Annotated in this window: 22 protein-coding genes; 14 read left to right on the top strand and 8 right to left on the bottom strand. The window is 68.5% G+C overall.

Features of this window, described 5'->3' with window-relative positions; all coding sequences use genetic code 11:
* The first annotated feature begins 53 nt into the window (after window positions 1–53).
* The 10 genes from ACPCHZ_RS26635 (at window position 54) to ACPCHZ_RS26590 (ending at window position 11385) form a co-directional block, all read left to right on the top strand.
* Window positions 54–713, top strand: coding sequence for a TetR/AcrR family transcriptional regulator (locus ACPCHZ_RS26635; protein ID WP_423487565.1), 660 nt, complete (start codon window positions 54–56; stop codon window positions 711–713).
* Entirely contained in the window at window positions 713–907 is a 195-nt protein-coding gene (locus ACPCHZ_RS26630; protein ID WP_269893559.1) for a ferredoxin, read from the top strand. Before ACPCHZ_RS26635 ends, ACPCHZ_RS26630 begins: the two co-directional genes overlap by 1 nt.
* 10 nt (window positions 908–917) lie before the next feature.
* Window positions 918–2159 carry a cytochrome P450 gene (locus ACPCHZ_RS26625; protein WP_423487496.1) on the top strand — a complete coding sequence of 414 codons (1242 nt, stop codon included), beginning with the start codon at window positions 918–920 and terminating at the stop codon, window positions 2157–2159.
* A 43-nt stretch (window positions 2160–2202) separates the two neighbouring features.
* Complete coding sequence (locus ACPCHZ_RS26620; RefSeq protein WP_364984402.1) at window positions 2203–3381, top strand: amidohydrolase family protein; 1179 nt, start codon at window positions 2203–2205, stop codon at window positions 3379–3381.
* Window positions 3381–4646 (top strand): M24 family metallopeptidase, encoded by a 1266-nt coding sequence (locus tag ACPCHZ_RS26615; RefSeq protein ID WP_423487495.1) that lies wholly within the window; start codon window positions 3381–3383, stop codon window positions 4644–4646. Before ACPCHZ_RS26620 ends, ACPCHZ_RS26615 begins: the two co-directional genes overlap by 1 nt.
* Window positions 4643–5785, top strand: a complete 1143-nt coding sequence (locus ACPCHZ_RS26610) for a M24 family metallopeptidase (protein WP_423487494.1) — start codon at window positions 4643–4645, stop codon at window positions 5783–5785. Before ACPCHZ_RS26615 ends, ACPCHZ_RS26610 begins: the two co-directional genes overlap by 4 nt.
* Entirely contained in the window at window positions 5778–6737 is a 960-nt protein-coding gene (locus ACPCHZ_RS26605) for an enoyl-CoA hydratase/isomerase family protein (RefSeq protein ID WP_364984408.1), read from the top strand. Before ACPCHZ_RS26610 ends, ACPCHZ_RS26605 begins: the two co-directional genes overlap by 8 nt.
* A 2-nt stretch (window positions 6738–6739) precedes the next feature.
* Window positions 6740–9187 (top strand): CoA transferase, encoded by a 2448-nt coding sequence (locus tag ACPCHZ_RS26600; RefSeq protein ID WP_423487493.1) that lies wholly within the window; start codon window positions 6740–6742, stop codon window positions 9185–9187.
* A gap of 22 nt (window positions 9188–9209) precedes the next feature.
* Complete coding sequence (locus ACPCHZ_RS26595; protein WP_423487492.1) at window positions 9210–10016, top strand: SDR family NAD(P)-dependent oxidoreductase; 807 nt, start codon at window positions 9210–9212, stop codon at window positions 10014–10016.
* Window positions 10017–10110: 94 nt separating this feature from the next.
* Window positions 10111–11385, top strand: coding sequence for an HNH endonuclease signature motif containing protein (locus ACPCHZ_RS26590; protein WP_423487491.1), 1275 nt, complete (start codon window positions 10111–10113; stop codon window positions 11383–11385).
* Between the two features lie 27 nt (window positions 11386–11412).
* On the opposite strand, the gene ACPCHZ_RS26585 is transcribed toward ACPCHZ_RS26590, so the two are convergent.
* A complete protein-coding gene (locus ACPCHZ_RS26585) occupies window positions 11413–12477 on the bottom strand; it encodes an NAD-dependent epimerase/dehydratase family protein (RefSeq protein WP_423487490.1) in 1065 nt (354 codons plus the stop codon).
* Between the two features lie 108 nt (window positions 12478–12585).
* Here ACPCHZ_RS26585 and ACPCHZ_RS26580 point away from each other — a divergent pair, with 108 nt between their 5' ends.
* Both ACPCHZ_RS26580 and fadD12 read left to right on the top strand, forming a co-directional pair.
* Window positions 12586–13401, top strand: a complete 816-nt coding sequence (locus ACPCHZ_RS26580) for a lysophospholipid acyltransferase family protein (protein ID WP_423487489.1) — start codon at window positions 12586–12588, stop codon at window positions 13399–13401.
* A gap of 43 nt (window positions 13402–13444) precedes the next feature.
* Entirely contained in the window at window positions 13445–15067 is a 1623-nt protein-coding gene (gene fadD12 / locus ACPCHZ_RS26575; RefSeq protein WP_423487488.1) for an acyl-CoA ligase FadD12, read from the top strand.
* Here the strand turns inward: fadD12 and ACPCHZ_RS26570 are convergent.
* The 3 genes from ACPCHZ_RS26570 to ACPCHZ_RS26560 form a co-directional block, all read right to left on the bottom strand.
* Window positions 15064–16521, bottom strand: coding sequence for a WS/DGAT/MGAT family O-acyltransferase (locus tag ACPCHZ_RS26570; protein ID WP_423487487.1), 1458 nt, complete (start codon window positions 16519–16521; stop codon window positions 15064–15066). The genes fadD12 and ACPCHZ_RS26570 overlap by 4 nt on opposite strands.
* A gap of 167 nt (window positions 16522–16688) precedes the next feature.
* On the bottom strand, window positions 16689–17525 hold the full coding sequence (locus ACPCHZ_RS26565; RefSeq protein ID WP_264013272.1) for a mycofactocin-coupled SDR family oxidoreductase: 837 nt from the start codon (window positions 17523–17525) through the stop codon (window positions 16689–16691).
* Between the two features lie 273 nt (window positions 17526–17798).
* Window positions 17799–18452 carry a TetR/AcrR family transcriptional regulator gene (locus ACPCHZ_RS26560; protein WP_364984423.1) on the bottom strand — a complete coding sequence of 218 codons (654 nt, stop codon included), beginning with the start codon at window positions 18450–18452 and terminating at the stop codon, window positions 17799–17801.
* 189 nt (window positions 18453–18641) lie between these two features.
* On the opposite strand from ACPCHZ_RS26560, the gene ACPCHZ_RS26555 reads away from it, so the two are divergent.
* Window positions 18642–19829, top strand: coding sequence for an acyl-CoA dehydrogenase family protein (locus ACPCHZ_RS26555; protein ID WP_423487486.1), 1188 nt, complete (start codon window positions 18642–18644; stop codon window positions 19827–19829).
* A gap of 27 nt (window positions 19830–19856) precedes the next feature.
* Window positions 19857–20639: an enoyl-CoA hydratase gene (locus ACPCHZ_RS26550; protein WP_423487485.1), complete on the top strand. Its 783-nt coding sequence runs from the start codon at window positions 19857–19859 to the stop codon at window positions 20637–20639.
* A gap of 9 nt (window positions 20640–20648) precedes the next feature.
* On the opposite strand, the gene ACPCHZ_RS26545 is transcribed toward ACPCHZ_RS26550, so the two are convergent.
* From ACPCHZ_RS26545 to ACPCHZ_RS26530, 4 genes are read right to left on the bottom strand one after another with little or no spacing between them, the layout of a single operon-like run.
* Window positions 20649–21461, bottom strand: a complete 813-nt coding sequence (locus tag ACPCHZ_RS26545; RefSeq protein ID WP_364984429.1) for an acyl-CoA dehydrogenase family protein — start codon at window positions 21459–21461, stop codon at window positions 20649–20651.
* A 2-nt stretch (window positions 21462–21463) separates the two neighbouring features.
* A complete protein-coding gene (locus ACPCHZ_RS26540; RefSeq protein ID WP_423487484.1) occupies window positions 21464–22600 on the bottom strand; it encodes an acyl-CoA dehydrogenase family protein in 1137 nt (378 codons plus the stop codon).
* Window positions 22597–23037 carry a nuclear transport factor 2 family protein gene (locus ACPCHZ_RS26535; protein WP_364984433.1) on the bottom strand — a complete coding sequence of 147 codons (441 nt, stop codon included), beginning with the start codon at window positions 23035–23037 and terminating at the stop codon, window positions 22597–22599. Before ACPCHZ_RS26535 ends, ACPCHZ_RS26540 begins: the two co-directional genes overlap by 4 nt.
* Window positions 23021–24241 (bottom strand): amidohydrolase family protein, encoded by a 1221-nt coding sequence (locus tag ACPCHZ_RS26530; protein ID WP_423487483.1) that lies wholly within the window; start codon window positions 24239–24241, stop codon window positions 23021–23023. Before ACPCHZ_RS26530 ends, ACPCHZ_RS26535 begins: the two co-directional genes overlap by 17 nt.
* Window positions 24242–24243: the final 2 nt, after the last annotated feature.

Below are 24243 nucleotides of genomic sequence, written 5' to 3'. Positions count from 1 at the left end.
GGCGGCGTCCCATAAATCAGTCGCTTGACTTAAAGGCTGTGACCGGGTTCACTATGAACGTGACCACTGCGAGAGTTGCCCGCGCCGACCGGGCCAGCGGTACCCAGGAGGCGATCCTCAAGGCGGCCGAGCGGCTCTACGCCGAACACGGGGTCTTCGCGGTGTCGAACCGGCAGGTCAGCGAGGCCGCCGGGCAGGGCAACAACGCCGCCGTCGGCTACCACTTCGGCACCAAGGCCGACCTGGTCCGCGCGATCGAGGAGAAGCACCGCGGACCCATCGAGCGGTTGCGCGAGAAGATGGTCGCCGACCTCGGGCCCGCGCCGGACATGCGGGACTGGGTCAGCTGCCTGGTGCGCCCGCTCACCGACCATCTCGAGGCGCTCGGCAACCCGACCTGGTACGCGCGGTTCGCCGCACAGGTGATGACCGACCCGGCCTACCACAGCATGATCGTCAGGGACGCCCTGTCGTCCGCGTCACTCGTCGAGGTCATCAACGGCATCGCCGCCTGCCTGCCGGAACTGCCCGCCGATGTGCGTGCGGAACGAAACGTCATGGGCCGCAACCTGTTGATGCACAGCTGCGCCGACCGGGAACGCGGAATGGCGCAGGGCACCGGGGTGCCACGGTCGTCCTGGTCCGGGGCGGCGTCCGGCCTGATCGACGCGATCGTCGGGCTGTGGCTGGCCCCGGTCTCCGAGGAACCCTGATGAAGATCACCGTCGACCAGGACAAGTGCGTGTCGTCCGGCCAGTGCGTGCTGAACGCCGCGGACGTCTTCGACCAGCGAGACGAGGACGGCGTCGTCGTCCTGCTCGTCGACAGCCCGCCGGCCGACCTGGCCGGACCGACCCGCGACGCGGCGGCAGCCTGCCCGGCGCTGGCCATCCACATCGAGGAGTGAAGCACCCACCATGTCGGACACCCTGACCGGAACCGAGGCCGACGTCGCGGCCGAGATCCCCGATTACCCGATGGAACGCGACGCCCGCTGCCCGTTCGCGCCGCCATCGCTGATGCGCCAGATGAACGAGTCCACCCCGCTGTCGCGGGTGCGGATCTGGAACGGCAGCACGCCGTGGCTGATCACCGGTCACGCCGTCGCGCGTGAACTGTTCGCCGATGCCCGCGTCAGCGTCGACGACCGACGTGAGGGCTTTCCGCACTGGAACGAGCACATGCTCTCCACGGTGAACAAGCGGCCGCGCTCGGTGTTCACCTCGGATGCCGAGGAGCACACCCGATTCCGGCGGATGCTGTCCAAGCCCTTCACCTTCAAGCGGGTCGAGGCGCTCCGCGCGACCATCCAGGAGGTCACCGACGAGTGCATCGACGCGATCCTGGCCGGCCCACAGCCCGCCGACATCGTCGCGAAGCTCGCGCTCCCGGTGCCGACCAAGGTGATCAGCGACATGCTCGGCGTGCCCTACGAGGACCACGAGTTCTTCCAGGAGCACGCGAACGCCGGGCTGGCCCGCTACGCTGCCGCGGACGCCATGCAGAAGGGCGCGATGAGCCTGCATCAGTACCTCATCGACCTCGTCGAGGAGAAGCAGGCCAACCCGGCCGAGGACGCGGTGTCCGACCTCGCCGAACGGGTGACCGCGGGCGAGATCAGCGTCAAGGAGGCCGCCCAGCTGGGCACCGGCCTGCTCATCGCCGGACACGAGACCACCGCCAACATGATCGGCATCGGTGTGCTCGCTCTGCTCGAGAACCCCGAACAAGCGGCGCTGCTGCGTGATTCGGACGACCCGAAGTTCATCGCGAACGCCGCCGAGGAACTGATGCGGTACCTGTCCATCATCCAGAACGGCCAGCGCCGCGTCGCCATCGAGGACATCGAGATCGGCGGCGAGACGATCCGCGCAGGCGAAGGCATCATCATCGACCTGGCACCGGCGAACTGGGACGCGAACGCCTATCCCGAGCCGGACAGGCTGGACTTCACCCGCAGCGCCGGACAGCAGCTGGGCTTCGGCTACGGCCGCCATCAGTGCGTCGGAGGGCAGTTGGCGCGCGCCGAGCTGCAGATCGTCTTCCACACGCTGCTGCGCCGCATCCCCACGCTGAAGCCGGCCATCCCGCTCGAGGAAGTGCCGTTCAAGCACGACCGGCTCGCCTACGGCGTCTACGAACTGCCCGTCACCTGGTGACCGGCCGCTAAACCCCTCGACCACAGCCCGATTGGAGACAACGATGTCCACGCCGACAGTTCCCTCACCAGCCACCCTCTACCCGCCCGAAGGCTTCGGCGCACCCAAGAACCGGCAGGGCCACTCGACCGGCAGCATCGTCGGTCTCCCCGCAGGCACCGAGATCTTCTCCGCCGACAACCACATCTCGGTGGCCGACGACATCTTCTACGAACGCTTCCCCGAGGAACTCAAGGGCGCCGCACCGCGCATCTGGTACGAGGACGGCGCCTACATGGTGGGGATGAAGGGCAAGGCCTGGACCGGTGGCGACTTCGGCCGCGTCCTGATGCAGTACGACGACCTGGCCGGAGCCGCGTCGAACAACATCGAGGCCCGCATCCGGGAACTCAAAGAGGACGGCATCGACAAGGAACTCGCGTTTCCCAACGCGGTGCTCGCCCTGTTCCACTATCCCGACAAGTCGTTGCGGGAGCGGGTCTTCCGGATCTACAACGAGCACATCGCCGACCTGCAGGAGCGCAGCAACGGCCACTTCTACGGCGTCGGCCTGATCAACTGGTGGGACCCCAAGGGCACCCGCAGCACGCTCGAAGAACTGAAGTCGTTGGGCCTCAAGACGTTCCTGCTGCCGCTGAACCCCGGCAAGGACGACGAGGGCAACATCTACGACTACGGCAGCACCGACATGGACGCCGTCTGGGACGAGATCGAGGCGGCCGGACTGCCGGTGGCCCACCACATCGGCGAGACCCCGCCGAAGACACCGTGCCAGCACAACAGCGTCGTCGTCGGCATGATGGTCAACGTCGACTCGTTCCGCGAGCAGTTTGCCAAGTACGTGTTCTCCGGCATCCTGGACCGGCACCCGTCGCTGAAGATCGGCTGGTTCGAGGGCGGGATCGCCTGGGTGCCCACCGCACTGCAGGATGCCGAGCACATGCTGGCCTCCTACCGGCACATGTTCAATCACGAACTCGAGCACGACGTGCGCCACTACTGGAACGACCACATGAGCGCGTCGTTCATGGTCGACCCGCTCGGTTTGGCACTCATCGACCGGATCGGCGTCGAGAACGTGATGTGGTCGTCGGACTACCCGCACAACGAGAGCACGTTCGGCTATTCGGAGAAGTCGCTGGCGACAGTGGTCGACGCGGTCGGGCCGGAGAACGCCGCGAAGATCATCAGCTCGAACATCAAGAACTTCCTGGGAGTCTGATGACCGCCACCTTCGCCACGTCGAGCGGACTCGCGCAGCTCGACATCCCCGACCTGCCCGACCGCGAGCGGATGTACCGCGAATGTGGTGCGCGACTACGGGACTCCATGAAGGCCAAAGGCGTCGGCGCGCTGGTTCTGCTGGGCAACGGCAACGTCGTCTACGCGACCGGCGCCAGCTGGCCGCTACTGGATGCGGGTCTGTCCCATGTCGAGCGGCCGGTGGCCATCGTGCTGGCCGACGATGAGCACCCACACCTGTTCATGCCCTTCAAGGAAGGCAGCGCGTTCGACACCGAGGTGCCGACCGATCACGTCCACGGGCCGCTGTACCTCGAATTCGACGAGGGCGTCGAGCACTTCGGCCGGGTGTTGGCGGCGCTGGCACCACCGGGAACCACCATCGCGGTCGACGAACTCACCGGTGCGATGCGCCGCGCCGCGGACCGCCTGTTTCCTGCCGGCCCGCCCTCGGACGCGGCGCAGGTGATCGGCCCGGCCAAGCTGGTCAAGACGGTCGACCAGATCGCGGCCGTCCGGAAGGCCTGCCGCATCACCGAAGAGGCGGTCGCCGATGTGCAGGGGTCACTTGCCGCCGGTGTGCGCCAGATGGACCTCTCCGCGCACTTCGTCCGCCGCGCCTTCGAGCTCGGCGCCACCACGAACATGATCGAAGCCATCTGGCAGGTGATGCCGACGACGCGGGACAGTGGCGCGGTGTGGACCACCACGGGCGATCTGGCACTGCCGCTGTTGCCGACGCAGCAGGAACTGGCCGACGGTGACGTGCTGTGGACCGACATCAGCATCACCTACGAGGGGTACTGCTCGGACTGGGGACGTACCTGGGTCGTGGGGCGAGAACCCACGCCCCGCCAGCAGGACCAGTTCGCCAAGTGGCGCCACATCCTCGACGCCGTGCTCGCGGTGACGAAGGCCGGCGCCACCTCCGGTGACCTCGCTCGCGCGGCGATCGAGGCCAACGGCGGAACCAAACCCTGGCTGCCGCACTTCTACCTCGGCCACGGTATCGGCACGAACGCCGCCGAAATGCCGATGATCGGAACGGATCTCGGCCAGGAATTCGACGACAACTTCGTGTTCCCCGCCGGTATGTTGCTGGTGCTCGAACCCGTCATCTGGGAGGACGGCACCGGGGGCTACCGCAGTGAGGAGATCGTGGTGATCACCGAGGACGGGTGTCAATCGATCACGGACTACCCCTACGCGCCGTACGGGCAGACACTGATAGGCCTACAAAAATGAGTGAAGAGATCGTTCCCGACGACCTGGCCCTGCGGACCGGCCGTCGCCAGCGGGTGCTTGCGCAGATGGCGGCGCAGGACCTCGACATCCTGGTGCTCGGCCGGCAGGCCAACGTCCGCTATGTCACCGGCGCCCCACAGCTCTGGGTCGCCGGCACCCGGCCGTTCGCGCCGATCTGCGTACTGGTCCGAGCCACCGGAGACATCCACCTCAACAGCAGCTGGGACGAGGGCATACCGGAGGAGATCGGCCACGACCACCTCTACGGCCTGGCGTGGAATCCGATGACGCTGATCGAGGTGCTCAAGACCATCGACGGAGCGGCCGAGGCCCGCCGCGTGGGTACCGACGCCATGTCCCCGACGTTCGCGCAGCTGCTGCCCCTGTCGTTCCCGAACGCCGAATTCGTGGACGGCGAGATCGCGATGAAGGCAGCGCGGCGGGGCAAGACCGTCGACGAGCTCCTGGTGCTGCGCCGGGCGCTCGCGGTTGCCGAACGTGGCCTTGCCGCAGCGGTGTCCGGGCTCGCCGACGGCATCACCGAGCAGGCACTGAACGGTGTGCTCATGGAGGCGATGGCGGCCGGCGGGTTCAGCACCTCGGCCACCCAGGACGGGGTGTGGGTCACTTCGCGCGAGCATGCGTGGCGGGTCGGACGCCGCGACGGCCGGATCGCCGAGGGTGATCTGGTGGCGCTCGCCGCCGGTGCACTGGCCGACGGCTATGTCGGCGAGGTGGGGCGCACCTACCCCGTCGGCGAGGTCAAGGGCGCCGACACGCTGTACCGCCGCTCGAATGACCTGTGGGAGCGGCTACTCGACGCGTGCCGCCCCGGTGCACCCGCCAGCGCTCTGTTGGACGCATACGAAGCTGCCGGGGAGGCGTTGCCACCCATTCCGGTGGCTCACGGCCTCGGGCTGGGTTTCGACCCTCCGGTGGTTTCGCCCGATCTGCCGGCCACCTCTGCCGCCGAACGGCTCGACCCCGGGACGGTGCTCGCCGTCACGTCGTACGTGTGGGAGCCGGGCGTCGGCGCCGTCTTCCAGCGGGATGCCGTGCTGGTCACCGACTCCGGTCCGGAGGTGCTGACCACCAGTTCGACCTACACGGGTGCGACGGTCGGCGTCTCGCATGGCTGAACGGCCCTCGCCGGAGGAGATCATCCTCTACGAGAAGGACCCGAAGACCAAGATCGCGACGATCACGTTCAATCGGCCGGAGTTCCTCAACGCTCCGACGTCGGCGGCCCGGTTGCGGTACGCCGACCTCTGCCGCGCGGCCACCGTCGACAACGACGTCAAGGTGGTGGTGATCCGCGGCGTCGGGGACAACCTGGGCAGCGGCGCCGACCTCCCGGAGTTCATGGAGGGCAACGACAATCCCGAACTGCGGTTGGCCGAGCTGCGCCTCGAGGACGACGGCGTCGGTGACGTGACGTATCCACCGAAGGGCACCTTCCGCAACGGCGCGACGATCAGCGCCTGGTACGCCAACGTGCAGGCGGGCAACCGGCCGCTGCAGGAGCTGAAGAAGATCAGCATCGTCGAGGCCAAGGGGTACTGCTACGGCTGGCACTTCTATCAGTGCGCCGACGCCGATCTGGTGATCTCCAGCGACGACGCGCTCTTCGGGCATCCGTCGTTCCGGTACTACGGCTGGGGACCGCGAATGTGGACCTGGATCCAGATGATGGGGCTGCGCAAGTTCCAGGAGATGGTGTTCACCGGGCGGCCGTTCACGGCTGCGGAGATGTACGACTGCAACTTCCTCAACCGCGTGGTCGCGCGCGAGGACCTGGAGGCCGAGACCGCCAAGTACGCCCGGGCATGTGCCCGTAACCGGCCGGTGGACACGGTGTTCCAGCAGAAGCTGTTCTTCGAGGTGTTCAAGCAGCACCAGGGGGAGTACATGGGCAGCCTGCTGTCGGCGTTCTTCGAGTCGATGGGCAGCGGCGTGGCCAACGACGACGCCGACGACCTCGACATGCACGAGGCCATCGGCAGCGGCCTGGCCGGCGCGGTGAACGACAATGACAGCAAGTTCCCGCCCGACTTCCGGCTGAGCAAGTCGAACCGCGCGAAGAAGGAGTGAGCGTGCCGCCGCTGGCCGGCTACCGCGTCATCGACCTGTCCACCGGTATCGCCGGCGCCTACTGCACGAAGTTGCTGGCCGACGGCGGCGCCGAGGTCGTCAAAGTCGAACCGCCGCAGGGTGACCCGCTGCGTCGATGGTCGGCCTCGGGCGCCGATATCGCCGCCGGGGCGGACGGCGCGCTGTTCACCTTCCTCGCCAGCTCCAAGCACAGCGTGGTGGCCGATCCCACGGACGGGTCAGACGCGGAGTTCGTCCACGAGCTGCTCGCGGGCGCGGACGCCGTGGTCTGGTCGCGCGGCTCCGAGCTGGCCGAGCACCCCGCCTTCGCGCCGGCCGACGTGCACCGCCGCCATTCCGGGCTCGCCGTCACGGCGATCACGCCGTTCGGACTGACCGGACCCTGGCGCGACCGGGCGGCCACCGAGTTCACCCTGCAGGCCTGGTCGGGCGGGATCGTCGGACTCGGCCGGGGAGCCGCCGACCGCGCGCCGGTGTACGTCGGCGGGCAGGTCGGCGAGTACCTCGCCGGCGCCTACGCCGCCGCCGCCACCCTGGCCGCGCGGCACCGCGGCGGCGCCCTTATTGACCTGTCCATGCTGGAGACGCAGATCCTCGGGCTCACCTACTACCCGGTGACGTTCCACGAGATGCTCGGCCGACCGTGGCGCGACGCCCGCCGCCTCACCGTCCCGGGCATCGCGCAGGCCGCCGACGGACTCGTGGACATCGGCTGCGGCACCGCGCAGCAGTGGTTCGACCTGTGTGCGATGACCGGACACGACGACTGGATCGACGAGGACTCGCCGCTGTCCATCACCCAGCAGGCCAACGAGAAGGCCGAGGAGCTGTACGCCTGGGTGCGCAGCCAGGCCGTCGACGACATCCGCGACCTCGCCACCGCGTTCCGCATCCCCAACGCGCCGGTGGCCAACGGCGCCAACATCACCGGACTCGACCACTTCCGCGAGCGTGGTTCCTTCACCACCGATCCACGCGACGGGTTCGACCGCCCGGGCCCGCCGTACCGGACGTCGCCGCCGCTGGTCGGTGCGCCCCGGCCCGCCCCGCGACTCGGCGAACACACCGAGACCTATCGCCGGAACGGCATTTCCGGCGCTCAAGAGCGTGGCTCGAGCACCGGGAACGGCCCCCGCAATCGGGAGGTACCCCCGGTTCCGGCGCAGTTGCCGTTCGAGGGCATGCGGGTGGTGGACATGACGACGTTCTGGGCCGGGCCGTCGTGCACGCACATGCTCGCGCTGCTGGGCGCCGAGGTGATCCACGTGGAGTCCACCCGCCATCCGGACGGCACGCGCCTGATCGCCGGCATCCCGGCGACCGAACCGCAGTGGTGGGAGCGCTCGCCCATCTTCTCGGGGCTGAACACCAACAAGAAGGGCCTCACCCTCGACCTGCAGTCCGAGCGGGGCCGCGCCCTGCTCGACCGGCTGATCCCGACCTGCGACGTGATCGTCGAGAACTTCACCCCTCGGGTGCTCGACCAGATCGGACTGGACTTCGCGAAGGTGCAGTCGCTGCGGCCCGACGCGATCATGGTGCGGATGCCCGGCTTCGGGCTGGACGGGCCGTGGCGCGACAACCCGGCATTCGCCTACGTCATCGAGGCCGCCGCCGGGATCAGCTGGCTCACCGGCTATGCCGATCGCAACCCGAACGAGCCGTACTCGGTCGGCGACCCGAACGCCGGGATCCACGCGCTCAACGGTCTGCTGCTCGCCCTCGAGCACCGCCGCCGCACCGGCGAGGGCGTGCTGGTGGAGGCCGCCATGGTGGACGCCGCCCTCAACGTGGCCGCCGAACAGGTCATCGAGTACTCGGCGTACGGCGCGGTGCTGCAGCGGGCGGGCAACCGCGGCCCCACCGCCGCACCACAGAACCTGTACCGCACCAGCGGGATCGACGAGTTCGGCCGCGAGGACTGCTGGGTGGCCGTCGCCGTCGCCACCGACGAACAGTGGGCTGCGCTGGTCGACGCACTCGGCCGTCCGGAGTGGGCGACGGCCGCGGAGTTGGGCACCGTCGCGGGCAGGCGGGCACACCACGACCTCATCGACGATCGGCTCGGTGAGTGGACGGCGCAGCGGAGCGGCGACGACGTCGTCGAAACACTCTGGTCCGCCGGGGTTCCGGTAGCGAAGGTGATGCAGCCGCACCGACAGACCGAGCTGCCGCAGCTGGCTGCACGCGGCTTCTTCGAGGACGTCGGTCACCCCGTCAACGACCCGACGCCGCACAGTGCGCTGCCGTTCCGGCTCTCACCGGGGCCGCAGCGGTTCCATCGCCATCCCGCGCCGCTGCTCGGCGAGCACAACGTCGAACTGCTCACCGAGCTCGGGCTGTCCGCGGCGGAGATCGCCGAGCTGGAGGCCGACGACGTGATCGGGCACGCACCGCCGTCGCACCGGCCCCGCAAGGTCACGCGCTGAGCTGTTTGGTTAGCTCACAGACATGACCATCGACCCATCGCAGATCCTGCTCACCGGCCGCACGGCCGTGGTGACCGGCGGGGGAGCGGGCATCGGCCGCGGGATCGCCGCGGGCCTGGCGGCTTTCGGCGCCCGAGTCGCGATCTGGGAGCGTGATCCGGACACCTGCGCGGCTGCAGCGGACGCGATCGGCGCGCTGGGCGTCGTCACCGACGTGCGCGACGCCGCACAGGTCGACGCGGCGCTCGAGCGCACCGCCGCGGCACTCGGCACGGTGCGGATCCTGGTCAACAACGCCGGCGGCGTGTTCCCGTCCCCGCTGCTCGACACCAGCGAAAACGGCTGGGACGCACTGTACAAGGCGAATCTGCGGCACGTGTTGCTGTGCACGCAGCGGGTGTCGCGGCAACTGGCGGCGGCGGGCCTGCCGGGCAGCGTCATCAACGTCACGTCGATCGAGGGGGTGCGTGCCGCTCCCGGGTACGCCGCCTACGCGGCGGCGAAAGCGGGTGTCATCAACTACACGCAGACCGCGTCCTTCGAGCTGGCGCCGCACGGCATTCGGGTCAACGCGCTGGCGCCCGACATCACCGTCACCGAGGGCCTGCTGGCGATGTCTCCCGGCGGTCTGCCCGACAAGCTGAACCACACGGTGCCGCTCGGCCGGCCCGGCCACGTCGACGAGATGGCCTCGGCGGCGGTCTTCCTGGCGTCCGACATGTCGAGCTACATCACCGGCCAGACCATCCACGTCGACGGCGGAACCCATGCCGCGGGCGGTTGGTACCGCCATCCGCAGACGGGCGCCGCGACGCTGGGCCCGGCTTAGCCGCGGAACGGCATTGCGGATCATCGGCGAGCGCGCGGTGCAACGGAAGTTGCTGCAGCAGTTACTTGTCGGACCCTTCTGCGATGATGGGGTCATGTCCTCGAGCGCAACGTCTTTCGCTCCTTCGGTGAGGCCGAAGGACCGGTTGGCGGTGTTGTTCGAGGAGATCGCGGAGTTGTGCGGTCAACGCAATGCGATCGACGGGCGGCTGGTGGAGATCGTCGCCGAGATCGACCGCGACGGGTTGTGGGGCATGACGGGCGCGCGGTCGGTGGCGGCGATGGTGGCGTGGAAGACCGGCTCGTCACCGAGGAACGCTGAAATCGTCACCGCCGTCGCGCAGCGGTGGGAGGAATTGCCGCGCTGCACCCAACTCTTGCGCGAGGGTCGGGTGTCACTCGATCAGGTCGGGGTGATCGCCGAGAAGGCCGGGCCGGGTTCGGATGCGCATTACGCCCAGTTGGTCACCGCAGCGACGGTGAACCAGTTGCGCACCGCGATCAGGCTCGAACCCCCACCCCAACCGCAACCGCAACCCGACCCCAGGCCTGAACCCGCACCGTCATACAGCAAGTCCACCGACGACAAGGGCACCTGCTACCGGATCTGGCTGCCGCACCTGGAGGCGGCGAAGCTCGACGCCGCCGTGCGGTCACATCTCGACGGGATGGTCGCCGACTGGAAACGCGACCACACCGACGGCGACGGCGACCCCGCTGGCGCATCCGAGCAGGCGCCGCCGATGCCCACGACGGTCGATGCGTTCATGAGCCTCGTCGAGGCCGGCTGGGACGCCGAGGTGGCGCGGCGCCCGCATGGGCAGCGCACCACTGTGATCGCCCACGTGAACGTCATGGAACAGGTGGCGTCTTTGCATCTGGGTCCGGTGTTGACTGACGCTGATCGCCGCTTCCTGTTGTGCGACGCCACCTTCGAGGTGTGGTTGGAACGCCACGGGCAACCCATCGGCTCCGGACGGGACACCCGCCAGATCAGCCGCCGGCTGCGCCGGGCCCTGGAGCACCGGGACCGCTGCTGCGTGGTGCCGGGATGCGGAGCCACCCGCGGATTGCACGCCCACCACATCCTGCATTGGGAGGACGGCGGCTCCACCGAGCTGGACAACCTGGTCCTGGTCTGCCCGTATCACCACCGGATGCATCACCGTGGCGGCATCACCATCACCGGACCTGCGCAGCACCTCGTCGTGACCGACAGGGACGGAAAGCAATTGAATTCGGCGTCATTGGCCCGACCCCCGACAACACCCCCACCCGATGTACCACCCTGTCCCGGGCCCACCGGCGAACGAGCTGACTGGTGGTGGTACTCACCGTTCGAACCGCAGCCGCCACCGGCAGCCGCCTGAGTCAGGCACCGGCGAAACCGGCGAGTTCTAGGGGCGGTCGAGGCCGGGCTCGCCGAGCTTCTGCCGGATGGCCGCCCACGGATCGGAGTAGCGGCCCGGCACGACGCGGGCGGCCGAGTGGCGCTTGATGTACACCCGGGCCAACGGCGCCAGCACCGGCAGCACGTAGCGTGTCCACCCCGCCTGGCTGCGCATCTCGGCGAGCATGTCCGGCCACGAGTGGTGCTGGAAGCCCAGCGCTTCCTGCGCCCGCGTGGTGTCCATCCAGTCGGTGACGAACCACGCCTCGTCTTTGTCCGGGTCGCCGGGACGACCGGGCGGCAACGCGCCCGCCATGCCGCGGGCGCCGGCAAGCGCCCGGCCCACATCGCCGTAGCGGACCTTGTGGGAGTCGTCGCCGGCGATCAACAGGATCTCGCCCACCACGTCGGCGGTGGTCGCGGCGGCGAACGCCCACGCCACATCTCGCACGTCGACACTGTGCATCCGGTTGTCGGTCGGCAGTGCGCTCTCGAAGAACAACGCGTCGGTGGTGAACGGCATGGCCTTCGGGTCGGTGCTCAGCACACCGCCGAGGCGAAGCACCACCCACGGCAGCGTCGAGGCCCGCACCAGTTCCTCGGCCTCCAGCTTGTGGCCGCCGTACAGGTCGGTCGGATGTGGCGGATCCTCCGCGCGCACCGGCTCGGTGTACCGGTGCGGGTTGCGTGCGCCGTAGACGGCATTACTCGACGCCTGCACGAAACGGGGTGGCGAGGCCAGCTTCTCCGCGGCGCGGACCAGGGTCGCGGTGGCGTCGACGTTGACCTTGCGGGCGATCTTCGGGTTGCGGTAGATCGGCGGCGGAATGACCGCGGCGAGATGGATGATCGCCGCGGGCGCCACCTCGCTCAGCAGCTTGTCGACCTCACCCGGGTCGGTCAGGTCTGCCCAGCGGGCCTCGGCGCCGTCGGGCAGGGCGGCCGCGGCGTTGCGATTGGCGTCTGTCCCGAGGTCGGTGGCCACCACCCGCCGCCCGAGCGCCGCGAGGCGCCGGACCGTCTGCGATCCCACCAGCCCAAAACCACCGGTCACCAACACCGGATCTGACATTGTTCTCCTATGACGACGGGGAGGCGGCCGTGATCGGGTCACCTGAGTATGTCGTTCTCTTTTCAGGAGAGTAACGTAACCGCTGATCAACGGCCATCAGGGGGAGCGATGAGCGACGACCAGGAGTGGGTACCCGCGGAGCGTCCCGAAGTTGCGAAATGGGACCCGGAATTCACGGCGACGATCGCGAAGACGGCGGGCGCCGCCATCAGGCGCTATTTCCGCTCGGAGGTGCGCGGGCTGGACAGCATCCCGAGCACCGGTGGCGCGCTGGTGGTATCGAACCACTCCGGCGGCATGCTGACGCCGGACGTGCTGATCTTCGCGCCTGCCTTCTACGACAAGTTCGGATTCGACCGGCCGGTGTACACACTGGCCCACTACGGCGTGTTCGTGCCGCCCATCGGCAGCCTGCTGCGCCGCCTCGGGGTCATCGGAGCCAGCCGCGAGAACGCCGGCAAGGCACTGCGCGACGGCGCGGTGGTGTTGGTGTTCCCCGGTGGTGACTACGACTCGTACCGGCCGACGTTCGAGAACAAGATCGACTTCGCCGGGCGTACCGGTTACGTCAGGACCGCAATAGACGCCGGCGTGCCGATCGTGCCCGTGGTGTCGATCGGTGGACAGGAGACGCAGCTGTTCTTGGCCCGCGGCGACTCGCTGGCCAGAAAGCTGGGACTCAAGAAGATCCGGTTGGAGATCCTGCCGGTCACGTTCGGCTTCCCCTTCGGCCTCTCGGCGATCTTCCCACCCAATCTGCCGCTGCCGTCGAAGGTCGTCGCCCGCGTGCTCGAACCGATCGACGTGGTGGCGGAGTTCGGTGAGGATGCCGACGTCAACGTCGTCGACGCGCATGTGCGGTCGGTCATGCAGGACGCGCTCGACGAACTGGCCCGCGAACGCCGCTTCCCGATACTGGGCTGAGCCGACCCCACCGATCCAGTCCAAGACCGGCTAGGAAGGAACGATGGCCGACATCCTCGGGTTCGTGCAGACCCTGTACCGAGCACGGTTGATCGCACCGATGCGACCGGACCGCTACGTGCGGATGGCGCTGGCGGGACGGCGGGTGGGCCTGACCGCGACCATGGGCGTGGCCGCCGCCGCCCAGCGCTGCCCTGACCGGGCCGGGCTCATCGACGAGATCGGCACGCTGACCTGGCGGGAACTCGACGACCGGTGCGACGCGCTTGCGGTCGCCCTGCAGCGGCTTCCGGGCGGCACCCCGAAATCCGTTGCCATCATGTGTCGCAACCACCGGGGGTTCGTCGAGGCACTGGTGGCGACCAACCGCGTCGGCGCTGACATCCTGCTGCTGAACACCTCCTTCGCCGGTCCCGCACTGGCCGACGTCGTCGAGCGTGAAGGCGCCGACGTGGTGATCTACGACGAGGAGTTCACCGCGGTGGTGGACACCGCACTCGCGGCCGTGCCCGATGCCGTGCGGATCCTGGGCTGGACCGACGCACCGGTCGACGACGGCATCCGCTCGGTCGAAGGTCTGGTCGAGGCGAACGCCGGGAAGCGGCCCGCGCAGGCGACGAGCAAGAGCCGGATGATCCTGTTGACGTCCGGCACCACCGGCGCCCCGAAGGGGGCACGGCGCGCCGAGGGTGGCGGCGGCGCGGGGGATCTGAAGGCGATCCTCGACCGCACGCCGTGGCGTGCCGAGGAGACCACCGTCATCGCCGCACCGATGTTCCACGCCTGGGGGTTCTCGCAGCTGCTGTTCTCCGCGCTGATGGCGTGCACCATCGTCACCCGGCGGAAGTTCGACCCCGAGGCCACGCTCGCCCTCGTCGACGAGCACCGTGCCACCGGGCTGATCGTGGTGCCGGTGATGTTCGACCGGATCATGGACCTGCCCGACGAGGTGCGGAACCGATACAGCGGCAAGACGTTACGGTTCGCCGCTGCGTCCGGATCGCGCATGCACCCCGACGTGGTGATCCGGTTCATGGACCAGTTCGGTGACGTCATCTACAACAACTACAACGCCACCGAGGCCGGCATGATCGCCACCGCGACCCCGGCCGACCTCCGTGCCGCACCGGACACCGCCGGAAAACCGGCGCCGGGCACCGAGATCCGCATCCTCGACGCCGAGTTCCGCCCGCTTCCCGCCGGGGAGACCGGAGGGATCTACGTACGCAGCGGCACGCTGTTCGACGGCTACACCTCGGGGGCCACCAAGGACTTCCACGAGGACTTCATGGCCTCGGGCGACCTCGGCTACCTCGACGACGCAGGCCGGTTGTTCGTCGTCGGGCGCGACGACGAGATGATCGTGTCCGGCGGTGAGAACGTGTATCCGATCGAGGTGGAGAAGGCGCTGATGAAGCACCCCGACGTGGCCGAGGCCGCGGTGATCGGGGTGGACGACGCCGAGTACGGCCAGCGCCTTGCGGCATTCGTGGTGCTCTCGGGCGACGCCGACAGCGGCGCCACCACACCGGACACCCTCAAGCAGCACGTCCGCGAGAACCTGGCGAACTACAAGGTGCCGCGCGAGATCGCCGTGCTCGACGAGCTACCGCGGGGCAGTACGGGCAAGGTGCTGCGCAACGATCTGCGCGCGCATCTGGACTAGCCGGCCGCCGGGGCCGGTTTCATCGCGGTGGTGACCTCGGTGAGTCCCGGCAGCCCTGCGGCGCGGCGGATCTCGGCCAGTTCGTGCACCATCGCGTCGGTGGCCTCGTGCACGTCGTCGAAGGTCCGGTCGTCGGACAGCACCGAGATGTCGACCTGGTCGACATAGCTCCACACGGTCATGTTGAACGCACTGGCGGGTGACAGCACGCCGACGGAGTAGATCTCGGTCACCGGGGCGCCGCCGATGTGGCCGCGTTCCCGGGGTCCCGGCACGTTCGAGACGGCGACGTTCATGATGCGGTTGTGCGCGGCGCGTTGGGACTGCCAGCGAAAGGCGCCCGGTGCGACTGCGGTCGGCAGGAATTCCATCATCCTGCCCTGCAGGCCAGGGCCGAGCAGCTCGTTGAACTCCTTGGCGCTGCGGGCGGCCTGCGACGTGAGCCGCACCCGTTCCAGCGGATCGTCGACGTGCACCGGCAGCGACACCGCAAGCCCGCTGATCTCGTTGCCGGTGACCCGGTCGGCGGAGCGGTTGGTGCTCACCGGGACCGAGGCCAGGATCGGCCGGTCGGCGCGACCGTCGTAGCGCAGCAACAGTTCTCGCAGACCCCCGGCGGCCATCGCCAGCACGATGTCGTTGAAGGTGACCCCGAGGTGTTTGGCGGTCTCCTTCACCTCGGTCAGCGCCACCGACGCGGTCGCGAAGGTCCGCACCGGTGACACCACGTGGTTGAGGAAGGTCGGCGGGGTGTCGAACATCTTCGCCATGCCGGTGTCGTCGTGCTTCTCGCGCGAACGCCGCCGCACCCGGGCGATGCCGCGGGCCGCGTCGCGCACCAGGCCCGGAATCTCCGAGATCTGGTGCATGTGGTCGCGGGCCGCCTCCCGCACCAGCTCTGCCGTCGTCGGCAGCTCGCAGGTGGCGTACTCGTCCTGCTCCGTGCGCGGCGCGCCCGCGAGATCCATAAGGCGCGCCAGCAGATTCGCCGAGGCGACCCCGTCGGCCAGGGTGTGGTGCACCTTGCCGATCAGGGCGTACCGGTCGTCGGCCATGCCCTCGGCGAAGTAGAACTCCCACAGCGGACGGCTGCGGTCGAGCGGTGTGCCTGCGATCTCGCCGATCACCCGGTCGAGTTCGCGCCGCCCCCCCGGCGCCGGGACGCGCACCCTGCGCACGTGGTAGTCCAGGTCGACCGGGCAGTTCTCCAGCCACATGGGATGGTGCAGGCGGAACGGGATGTCGATCAGCCGGTAGCGCAGCGGGTCGAGCATGTACAGCCGGCGACCAATGGTGCTGCGGAACACGTCGAACGAGAATTCCGCATCGCCGTCGTCGGCAGGGTCGGGCACGTACTCGGCGGCGTTGATGACCGCCACCTTCATGGTGTGGGTGTGCAGGTTCGGGGTCTCGCTGTACAGCAGCATGGCGTCCATGCCGTTGAGCCGCTTCACGCCCCACCTCGTTTCTGCCCCACACATCGCGCCGCGCTCCTGCGGTGGGGTTCCCCGCGGCCCCAGGAAACCATGCAACCATCCCGGCGCGGACGGCCGAGGGGTTTAGGCCGAAGTGCCGAATGCCCGGGTGCGGACGGCGTCCGCACCCGGGCATTCGTGAGGAACTACTTGAGGCAGCTGCCGCCGTCGACCGGCAGCGTGACGCCGGTGATGTAGCGGGCCTCGTCGGAGGCCAGGAACAGCACGGCGTTGGCGATGTCCTCGGGCTCGACCCAGCCGATGGGCAGCGTGTGCATGAACTCGCCGACCACCTTCATGTCATCGGGGCCCGGGTTCTCCAGGTCGGGGCGGAACAGCTTCATCGTGCCCTCGTTCATGAACAGCGGCGTGTTCACGTTCGTCGGGTGCACCGAGTTGACCCGGATGTTCTTGGCGCCCAGTTCGACGGCGAACGTGCGCATCAGGCCGACGACGCCGTGCTTGGCGGCGACGTAGTGGCCGGTGTGCGGGTAGGCCTTCAGGCCACCGACGGAGCTGGTGAGGATGATCGAGCCGCCGCGCTCGCCCGCGAGGATGTGGGGGACACCGGCCTTGACGGTCTTCCACACGCCGCCGAGGTTGACGTCGATCATGTCCGTCCAGTCACCCTCGCTGGTCTTGTCCAGCGTCTCGCCGCCGTTGCCGATGCCTGCGTTGGCCACGATGATGTCGAGGCGGCCGAACTCCTCGACGCCCGCGTCGACGGCCGCCTTGAGGGTGTCGTAGTCGCGGGTGTCGGCCTCAGCGGTGTAGATGCGGGCGCCGGCGTTCTTGACCAGATCCGCGGTCTCGGCCAGATCCTCGGGCGTGGACAGCGGGATCCGGACACTGTCGATCTGCTTGCAGATGTCGACGGCGATGATGTCCGCGCCCTCCTGGGCGAGTCGCACCGCATGTGCGCGACCCTGTCCGCGTGCGGCGCCGGTGATGAAGGCGACCTTGCCCTCTACGCGTCCGGTCATTGATTCCTCGATTCTTCACAGGTGACTTCGTGGTGTGGTCGTGGCGCCGACGGTCGCGCCTGTCGCAGTGGCTGGTGTCGGCGGCATGTTGGGCGATTGCACAGCACTTCTCACGGGCACTCTGTCATCGGTGTCCGATTGTGTCAATGAGGCGCTCATTCGGCGCAATTTGTACTCTCCGCTTACGAGAATCGGATTCTCAATAAGAGGCGGCTCCGGCGGTGGTGCTCACGGTGTGAACGCCCTCTCGGCAGCCGAGAACTTGGTTCTCCGCTAGCTGGCGGCGAACCCGTGGGAGCAGAAGTCCCACACCTCGTCCGCGCCGATGGGGTGGATGGTGGCGTCGTCGTTTCCGCCGCTGGACTGGGCGACGAACATGACGGTCTGCATCGTCATCGCCGCCATCCGCTTGGGGTTGATCCCGTCCCGCAGCCGGCCGGCCTCGCTGGCGTCTTCCATCAGCTCGGTGAGCAGGGCCAGCAACGGCGCATGAGCGATCTTCACCTCGGCCGGATGGGACACCAGCAACCGTGGTGCGAAGTCGGTGAACAGCGGCCGCTTGGCGCCGGGATCGGGCCTCGACGACTCGAACAGCAGCTGGATGGCCACTTTCAGGCGTTCGATCGGATCGGAGTGGCTGGCCGTCGCGGCGCGGATCTGCTCGGCCGACCGGCTCAGCGCGTCTTCGAAGAGCGCCAGCAGCAGCTCGTGTTTGCCGTCGAATTGCAGATAGAAACTGCGCAGCGACTGTCGTGAACGGTCGACGACCTCTTGCACGGTGAAGTCGGTGCTGCCTTTTTCGATGATGATCGCCTGGGCGGCGTCCAGGAAGCGCTGGACCCGCTGTGCGGCGCGCAGCTTGGCGGTCTTGATGGACCGCTCGACCGCGCGCTGCTTCCAGGCCGGCTCTTCGCTGGGGGTGCTCACCGGCTGCTCAGACGCTTGCCGACTGGGGAGAACATGGATGAACTGTACCGGAGAACGCCTTGGCATTGTGGTCCTGGACCCCCTCGCGACCGACGTGCCTGAGATTGTAACTTTCTCACGATGAGAATAGTATTCTCATTCTGAGGAATAGAGAAGGCTTTCCACATTTGCGAGCGCCCCGGGAGTGCCGTGCAGCTGTCGTTTGACGCCGATGTCGAGGCGTTCCGGGCGGAATTCGCCACCTTTCTCGACGGACATCTTCCCCCGCACGCGGAGGCCGTCGAGCGGCCGCGGTCCACCGCGCACATCCCCGACTGGGCGCGGGCGTGGCAGCGCAAGCTGTTCGACCACGGCTGGCTGCTACCCGGACACGCACCGGAGTTCGGCGGCCGCAACGCCACCCTGCTGCAGCAGTACGTCCATCAGCTCGAGCTGTCCCGGCGGCGGATCTACCTGAGCTTCAACCCGCAGGGCGTCGGCATCATCGCGGCATCGCTGATCTCGTTCGGAACACCCGAGCAACAGCAGCAGTGGGCGGTGCCGATCCTCAAGGCGGAGAAGACCGCCGCGCTCGGCATGAGCGAGCCGGGCGCGGGCTCCGACCTCGCATCGCTGCGTACCCGGGCGGTTCGGGAGGGCAGCGGCGACGACGCGGTGTTCGTCGTCAACGGACAGAAGGTGTGGACCTCGGGCGCCCACGACGCCGACATGGTGCTGACGTTCGTCCGCACCGACCCGGACGCGTCGAAGCACCGGGGGATCAGCGTGCTGATGATCCCGACCGACCTCCCCGGTGTGGTGCGCAGACCGTTCGCGTCCGTGTGCGACCGCGACGACCTCGACTTCAACGAGGTGTTCTTCAACGACGTGCGGGTGCCCGCCGCCAACCTGATCGGACCCGAGAACGACGGCTGGCGGGTGGCCAACGGTTCGCTCGGCCACGAGCGGAACATGCTGTGGCTGAGCTACGCCGACCGGTTGACCGACCTGATCGACGATTTTCGGCCGAGCACCGCTCTCGAGCGTGACCGCTACGCGACGCTGGCGATGGACACCGAGGCGCTGCGCCTGCTCGGCTCCATCGCGCTCGCCCGCGCCGCACATGGCGACGAGGACCCCGCCGCGCTGTCGGTGCTCAAGCTGCTCGGATCGGAGGCCAACCAGACGGCCACCGAGCACGCGCTGGCCGCCGCGGGCGCCGACGGTCTGGCGCATCCGACCACCATCGGCCCGTACACGCCGCTGAACATCGAGGGCCACTCGTGCGGGTGGTTCGAGCGGTACACACGGAGCTTCGCCGGCACCATCGCCGGCGGCACCTCCGAGATCCAGCGCAACATCATCGCCCAGCGGGCGCTCGGCCTGCCCCGGACCTGATCGACCACCGAAACAGAGGACGCCACCGTGTACATCGACTACGACGTCGCCGACAAGATCGCCACCATCACGCTCAACCGGCCCGAGGCGGCCAACGCCCAGAACCCGGAACTGCTCGACGAACTCGACGCGGCCTGGACCAGGGCCGCCGAGGACCCCGAGGTGGTGGTGATCGTGTTGCGCGCCAACGGGAAACACTTCTCGGCCGGTCACGACCTGCGCGGTGGCGGCCCGGTGCCCGACAAGATCACGCTCGAATTCATCATCAGCCACGAACACCGGCGCTACCTCGAGTACACCCTCAAGTGGCGCAACACGACCAAGCCGTCGATCGCGGCGGTCCAGGGCCGCTGCATCTCCGGGGGACTGATGCTGTGCTGGCCGTGCGACCTGATCGTGGCAGCCGACGACGCACTGTTCTCCGACCCGGTGGCGCTGATGGGCATCGGCGGTGTCGAATACCACGGCCACACCTGGGAACTCGGGCCGCGCAAGGCCAAGGAGATCCTGTTCACCGGTCGGCCGCTGACCGCCGAGGAGGCGGAGAAGACCGGCATGGTCAACAAGGTGGTGCCACGGGCCGACCTCGACGCGGAGACCAGGGCGCTGGCCGAGCAGATCGCCACGATGCCGCCGTTCGCGCTGCGCCAGGCCAAGCGCGCGGTCAACCAGACTCTCGACGTGCAGGGCTTCTACGCCGCCATCCAGTCGGTGTTCGACATCCACCAGACCGGCCACGGCAATGCGCTCAGCGTCAGCGGGTGGCCGGTGCTGGTGAACCTCGACGACATGAAGTCGAACGTCAAGTAGCGCAGCGGCCTAGAGCTGTGCGAGCCGCGGCGCCGAGCCGCGGGCCCGCAGCCCCGCCCCGGCCTTGCGGGTGAGTTCCTTCGAGCTGCCGAGCAGCCCGTCGAGCACCAGTGCGCGCTTCACGTGGTGGTGCAGTTCGTGCTCCTCGGTGAAGCCGATACCGCCGAGCACCTGCTGGCAGTGCCGGGCCGCGGTCAGCGCGGCCTGTCCAGCTGCGGCCTTGGCCAGCATCGCGGTCAGGTCGGGGCTCTCGTTGCCGTGCAGGCCCAGTGTCGCCTCGGCGCCCTCGATGGCCACCAGCGTCTCGGCCAACCGGTGCCGCACGGCCTGGAAGCCCGCGATCGGCCGGCCGAACTGCACCCGGTCCAGCGCGTGCTGCCGGGCCAGCGCGAGCATCGCCCGAGCCGTGCCGCACAGCCACCAGCCGACCGCCTTGCGGGCCTCGCCCAGGCGCATCGTCTCGCCGTCGGGGATCACGCGCAGCGGCAGCCCGCCCAGCGTCTCGTTCCCGCTCGCCTCGCCGCGCTCCCAGATCACCCAGGCGCCGCCGGCGTACGGCAGCGGCGGGGTGCCGCCGGGAAGGCCACCGATCGTCTCCAGCAGCACATCATTGAGAATCGACGCGTGCGTACCGGTTTCCCCCAGCAGGCGGAACACCAGCGGGATCGCCACGTCCGGCAGGTCGGCGAGCATCTCGGCCCAGCCCAGTTCGGCCAGCGCGGCGTCGAGGTCGGCGCCCGAGCGCGACAGCATCGACTTGCGCAGGCCGTCCTCGAGCAGGCCCAGGTCGACGTCGGTCTCCGTATCGGATGGCGAGGTCATCGTCATTCCTTCCCCAGGTCGAGCAGGCGGCGGGCGATGATGTTGCGCTGCACCTCGGCGGTGCCGCCGTAGATGGTGGCCGCACGCGAGTACAGGTACTCGGTGCGCCACTCGCTGTCCTCGAGTTCGATGACGCCGGGCAGCAATTCGCGCGCCGTGTCGTAGAGCCGCTGTTCTGCGCCGGACAACAACACCTTGTCGATCGAGGTCTCCGGGCCCAGCTTGTGACCGTCGGCGAGCCGGTACTGGGTGGCGCGGGACCGGCACCGCAGGGTGTGCAGGGCCAGATAGGCCTCGCCGAGATCGGAGTCGGTGACCTGCCCGAGGTTCTTGACCTCGCCGATCAGAGCGTCGAACCGTGAGTACAGGTAGGCGATGCGCTGCCAGAAGCAGGTGGACCGTTCGTAGGGGAGCAGATCCATCGCCAGCCGCCAGCCGTCACCTGGCTTGCCCAGCATCCGGCTCGCGTCGACCGCGACGTCGTCGAAGTACACCTCGCAGAACTCGTCGACGTCGTGCATGGTCCGCAACGGGCGCACAGTGATGCCGGGGGTGTCGAGGTCGACGAAGAAGGCGGTGATCGCCTCGTGATTGGGGGTGTCGGCGTCACCGGTACGGGTGAGCAGCACGCACCGGTGCGAGTACTGGGCGAAGCTGGTCCACACCTTCTGCCCGTTGATGATGTAGCGGTCGCCCCCGGATTCGGGATCGAGCACCGCGCGGGTGGTCAGCGACGCCAGGTCACTGCCCGAGCCCGGTTCGGAGAACCCCTGGCACCACTGCTCCTCGCCGCTGAGCAGTTTCGGCACCATCTCGGCGGCGAGTTCGGCTGGGGCGTAGTCGATCATCGTCGGCGCCAGCACCTCGAGCATGGAGTAGGGTCCGGGCTCGGCCAGCCGCCGGCCCACCACCTCTTCACCCACGATGGCCCGCAGCATCGCGGGGCCGCCGAGCCCACCGGCGTGCTCTGGCCAGCCGTAGCGGCTCCAGCCGGCGTCGTACAGCGCCCGCTGCACCCGCGCGAACTGACGGACGTGTCCCTGCAGGGAGTGGTCGTCGGAGGGGGCCAGGTCGGGGTTGTCGGCGAGCCAGGTCCGCAGTGCCGTGCGGAACGTAGCGGGCTCGAAGAGATCGGTCACGCGCTCGGCCTGCCGATCGCATGCGGCCGGCCGTGGTCGTGGTCGCCGCTGCGTCGGATGAACGTCATGGCACGCGTCTTGATCCGCCAGCCACCGTCGGTGCGGACGTAGGTGTCGTTGTAGTAGCCGATGCGCATGTCGTGCTTGGAGTGCTCGATGAAGCACAGCGGCTGGGTGCCGCTCGCGGTGTCCGCCCCGTCGACGAGGTCGACCAGTGCGGTACCGGTCATGAAGAGCCCCTTGGGGGCCGCATCGACGAGGACGGGGAACCGGTCGAGTGTGTACGTCTCACCGAACGCGCTGTAGGTGCCGTCCGGCGTGAACACGCTGACCAGCCCGTCGATGTCGCCCTGGGTGATGGTGACGGCGTACTTGGCCAGTACCTGTTGGATCTCGACCAGGTCGGATATCCGCTTGTCGTCAGTTGGCGCTGTCATTCTTGAAGACCTTACCGCCCTTCATTACGAAGTTGACACGTCGTGTAACGGTGATGTCGGCGATCGGGTCGCCCGGCACCGCGATGATGTCGGCGAGATAACCTTCGGCGATCCGGCCGAGCCTCGTCGAGTTGATCAGTTCGGCGGCCACCACCGTGGCGGCCTTGAGCACCGCGGCGGGTGGCATCCCCCAGTCGACGAGCGTGACCAGTTCGTCGGCGTTCTTGCCGTGCGGGATGGCCGGTGCGTCGGTGCCGACGGCGATCTTCACACCGGCCTCGTAGGCCGCCTTGATCGATGTGCGGGCCTTCGGGAACATCTCGGCGGCCTTGTCCTGCAGCTCCTTCGGAGCGCGTGAGACGTCCATCGCCTCGGCCAGTCGCCGGGTGGTGACCAGGAACCGGTCGTTGTCGACCAGCATCTGGATCGCCTCGTCGTCCATCAGGAAGCCGTGTTCGATGCAGTCGATGCCGCACGCCACCGCGTGCTTCACCGCCTCGGCGCCGTGCGTGTGGGCCGCGACCCGCAGCCCGCGCCGGTGCGCCTCGTCGACGATGGCGCGCAGCTCCTCGTCCGAATAGTGCTGTGCCCCGGCCTCTCCCGTCAACGACATGACGCCGCCCGAGACGCAGACCTTGATCAGCTGCGCGCCGTGCTTGATCTGGTAGCGGACCGCCTTGCGGATCTCGTCGACGCCGTTGGCGATGCCCTCCTCGACGGTGAGCTCGAGGGCGCCGGGCATGAACGCGGCGAACATCGTGGGGTCGAGGTGCCCACCCGTGGGGGTGATCGCGTGCCCGGCCGGGATGACCCGCGGCCCCTCGATCCACCCCGCGTCGATGGCCTTGCTCAGCGCGACATCCAGGAGATAGCCACCGGTCTTGACGAACAGCCCGAGGTTGCGCACCGTGGTGAAGCCCGCGCGCAGGGTGCGGCGTGCGTTGCCCACTGAGCGCAGCACGCGCGTCGCGGGATCGTCCTGCACCTGGGATAGCCCAGGGTTCTCACCCCGGCCGCCCATGAGCAGGTTGACCTCCATGTCCATCAGGCCCGGCAGCAGGATCGAGTCGCCGAGATCGAGGATCTCCCCTTCGGGTTCGCCCCCGACTCCGACGATCGTGTCGTCTTCGATCCTGACGATTCCCGGCCGGACGATCTCACCGGTGTCGACGTCGACCAGACCCGCCGCTCTGAGGGTCAGCACGA

It is taken from the genome of Mycobacterium sp. NPDC050041, from assembly GCF_049541695.1.
Lineage (GTDB): Bacteria > Actinomycetota > Actinomycetes > Mycobacteriales > Mycobacteriaceae > Mycobacterium.
Note: the sequence above shows the minus strand (reverse complement) of the source record. Positions and strands in the feature narration are given on the sequence as shown.

Bases quoted from the DNA above. Each gene is read 5' to 3' on its own strand.
- ACPCHZ_RS26580 (WP_423487489.1), top strand. From the start codon at position 12,586: ATGAGCGACGACCAGGAGTGGGTACCCGCGGAGCGTCCCGAAGTTGCG.
- ACPCHZ_RS26565 (WP_264013272.1), bottom strand. From the start codon at position 17,525: ATGACCGGACGCGTAGAGGGCAAGGTCGCCTTCATCACCGGCGCCGCA.
- ACPCHZ_RS26595 (WP_423487492.1), top strand. From the start codon at position 9,210: ATGACCATCGACCCATCGCAGATCCTGCTCACCGGCCGCACGGCCGTG.
- ACPCHZ_RS26545 (WP_364984429.1), bottom strand. From the start codon at position 21,461: ATGACCTCGCCATCCGATACGGAGACCGACGTCGACCTGGGCCTGCTC.
- ACPCHZ_RS26630 (WP_269893559.1), top strand. From the start codon at position 713: ATGAAGATCACCGTCGACCAGGACAAGTGCGTGTCGTCCGGCCAGTGC.
- ACPCHZ_RS26615 (WP_423487495.1), top strand. From the start codon at position 3,381: ATGACCGCCACCTTCGCCACGTCGAGCGGACTCGCGCAGCTCGACATC.
- ACPCHZ_RS26625 (WP_423487496.1), top strand. From the start codon at position 918: ATGTCGGACACCCTGACCGGAACCGAGGCCGACGTCGCGGCCGAGATC.
- ACPCHZ_RS26585 (WP_423487490.1), bottom strand. From the start codon at position 12,477: ATGTCAGATCCGGTGTTGGTGACCGGTGGTTTTGGGCTGGTGGGATCG.
- ACPCHZ_RS26605 (WP_364984408.1), top strand. From the start codon at position 5,778: ATGGCTGAACGGCCCTCGCCGGAGGAGATCATCCTCTACGAGAAGGAC.
- ACPCHZ_RS26535 (WP_364984433.1), bottom strand. From the start codon at position 23,037: ATGACAGCGCCAACTGACGACAAGCGGATATCCGACCTGGTCGAGATC.
- ACPCHZ_RS26610 (WP_423487494.1), top strand. From the start codon at position 4,643: ATGAGTGAAGAGATCGTTCCCGACGACCTGGCCCTGCGGACCGGCCGT.
- fadD12 (WP_423487488.1), top strand. From the start codon at position 13,445: ATGGCCGACATCCTCGGGTTCGTGCAGACCCTGTACCGAGCACGGTTG.
- ACPCHZ_RS26620 (WP_364984402.1), top strand. From the start codon at position 2,203: ATGTCCACGCCGACAGTTCCCTCACCAGCCACCCTCTACCCGCCCGAA.
- ACPCHZ_RS26590 (WP_423487491.1), top strand. From the start codon at position 10,111: ATGTCCTCGAGCGCAACGTCTTTCGCTCCTTCGGTGAGGCCGAAGGAC.
- ACPCHZ_RS26635 (WP_423487565.1), top strand. From the start codon at position 54: ATGAACGTGACCACTGCGAGAGTTGCCCGCGCCGACCGGGCCAGCGGT.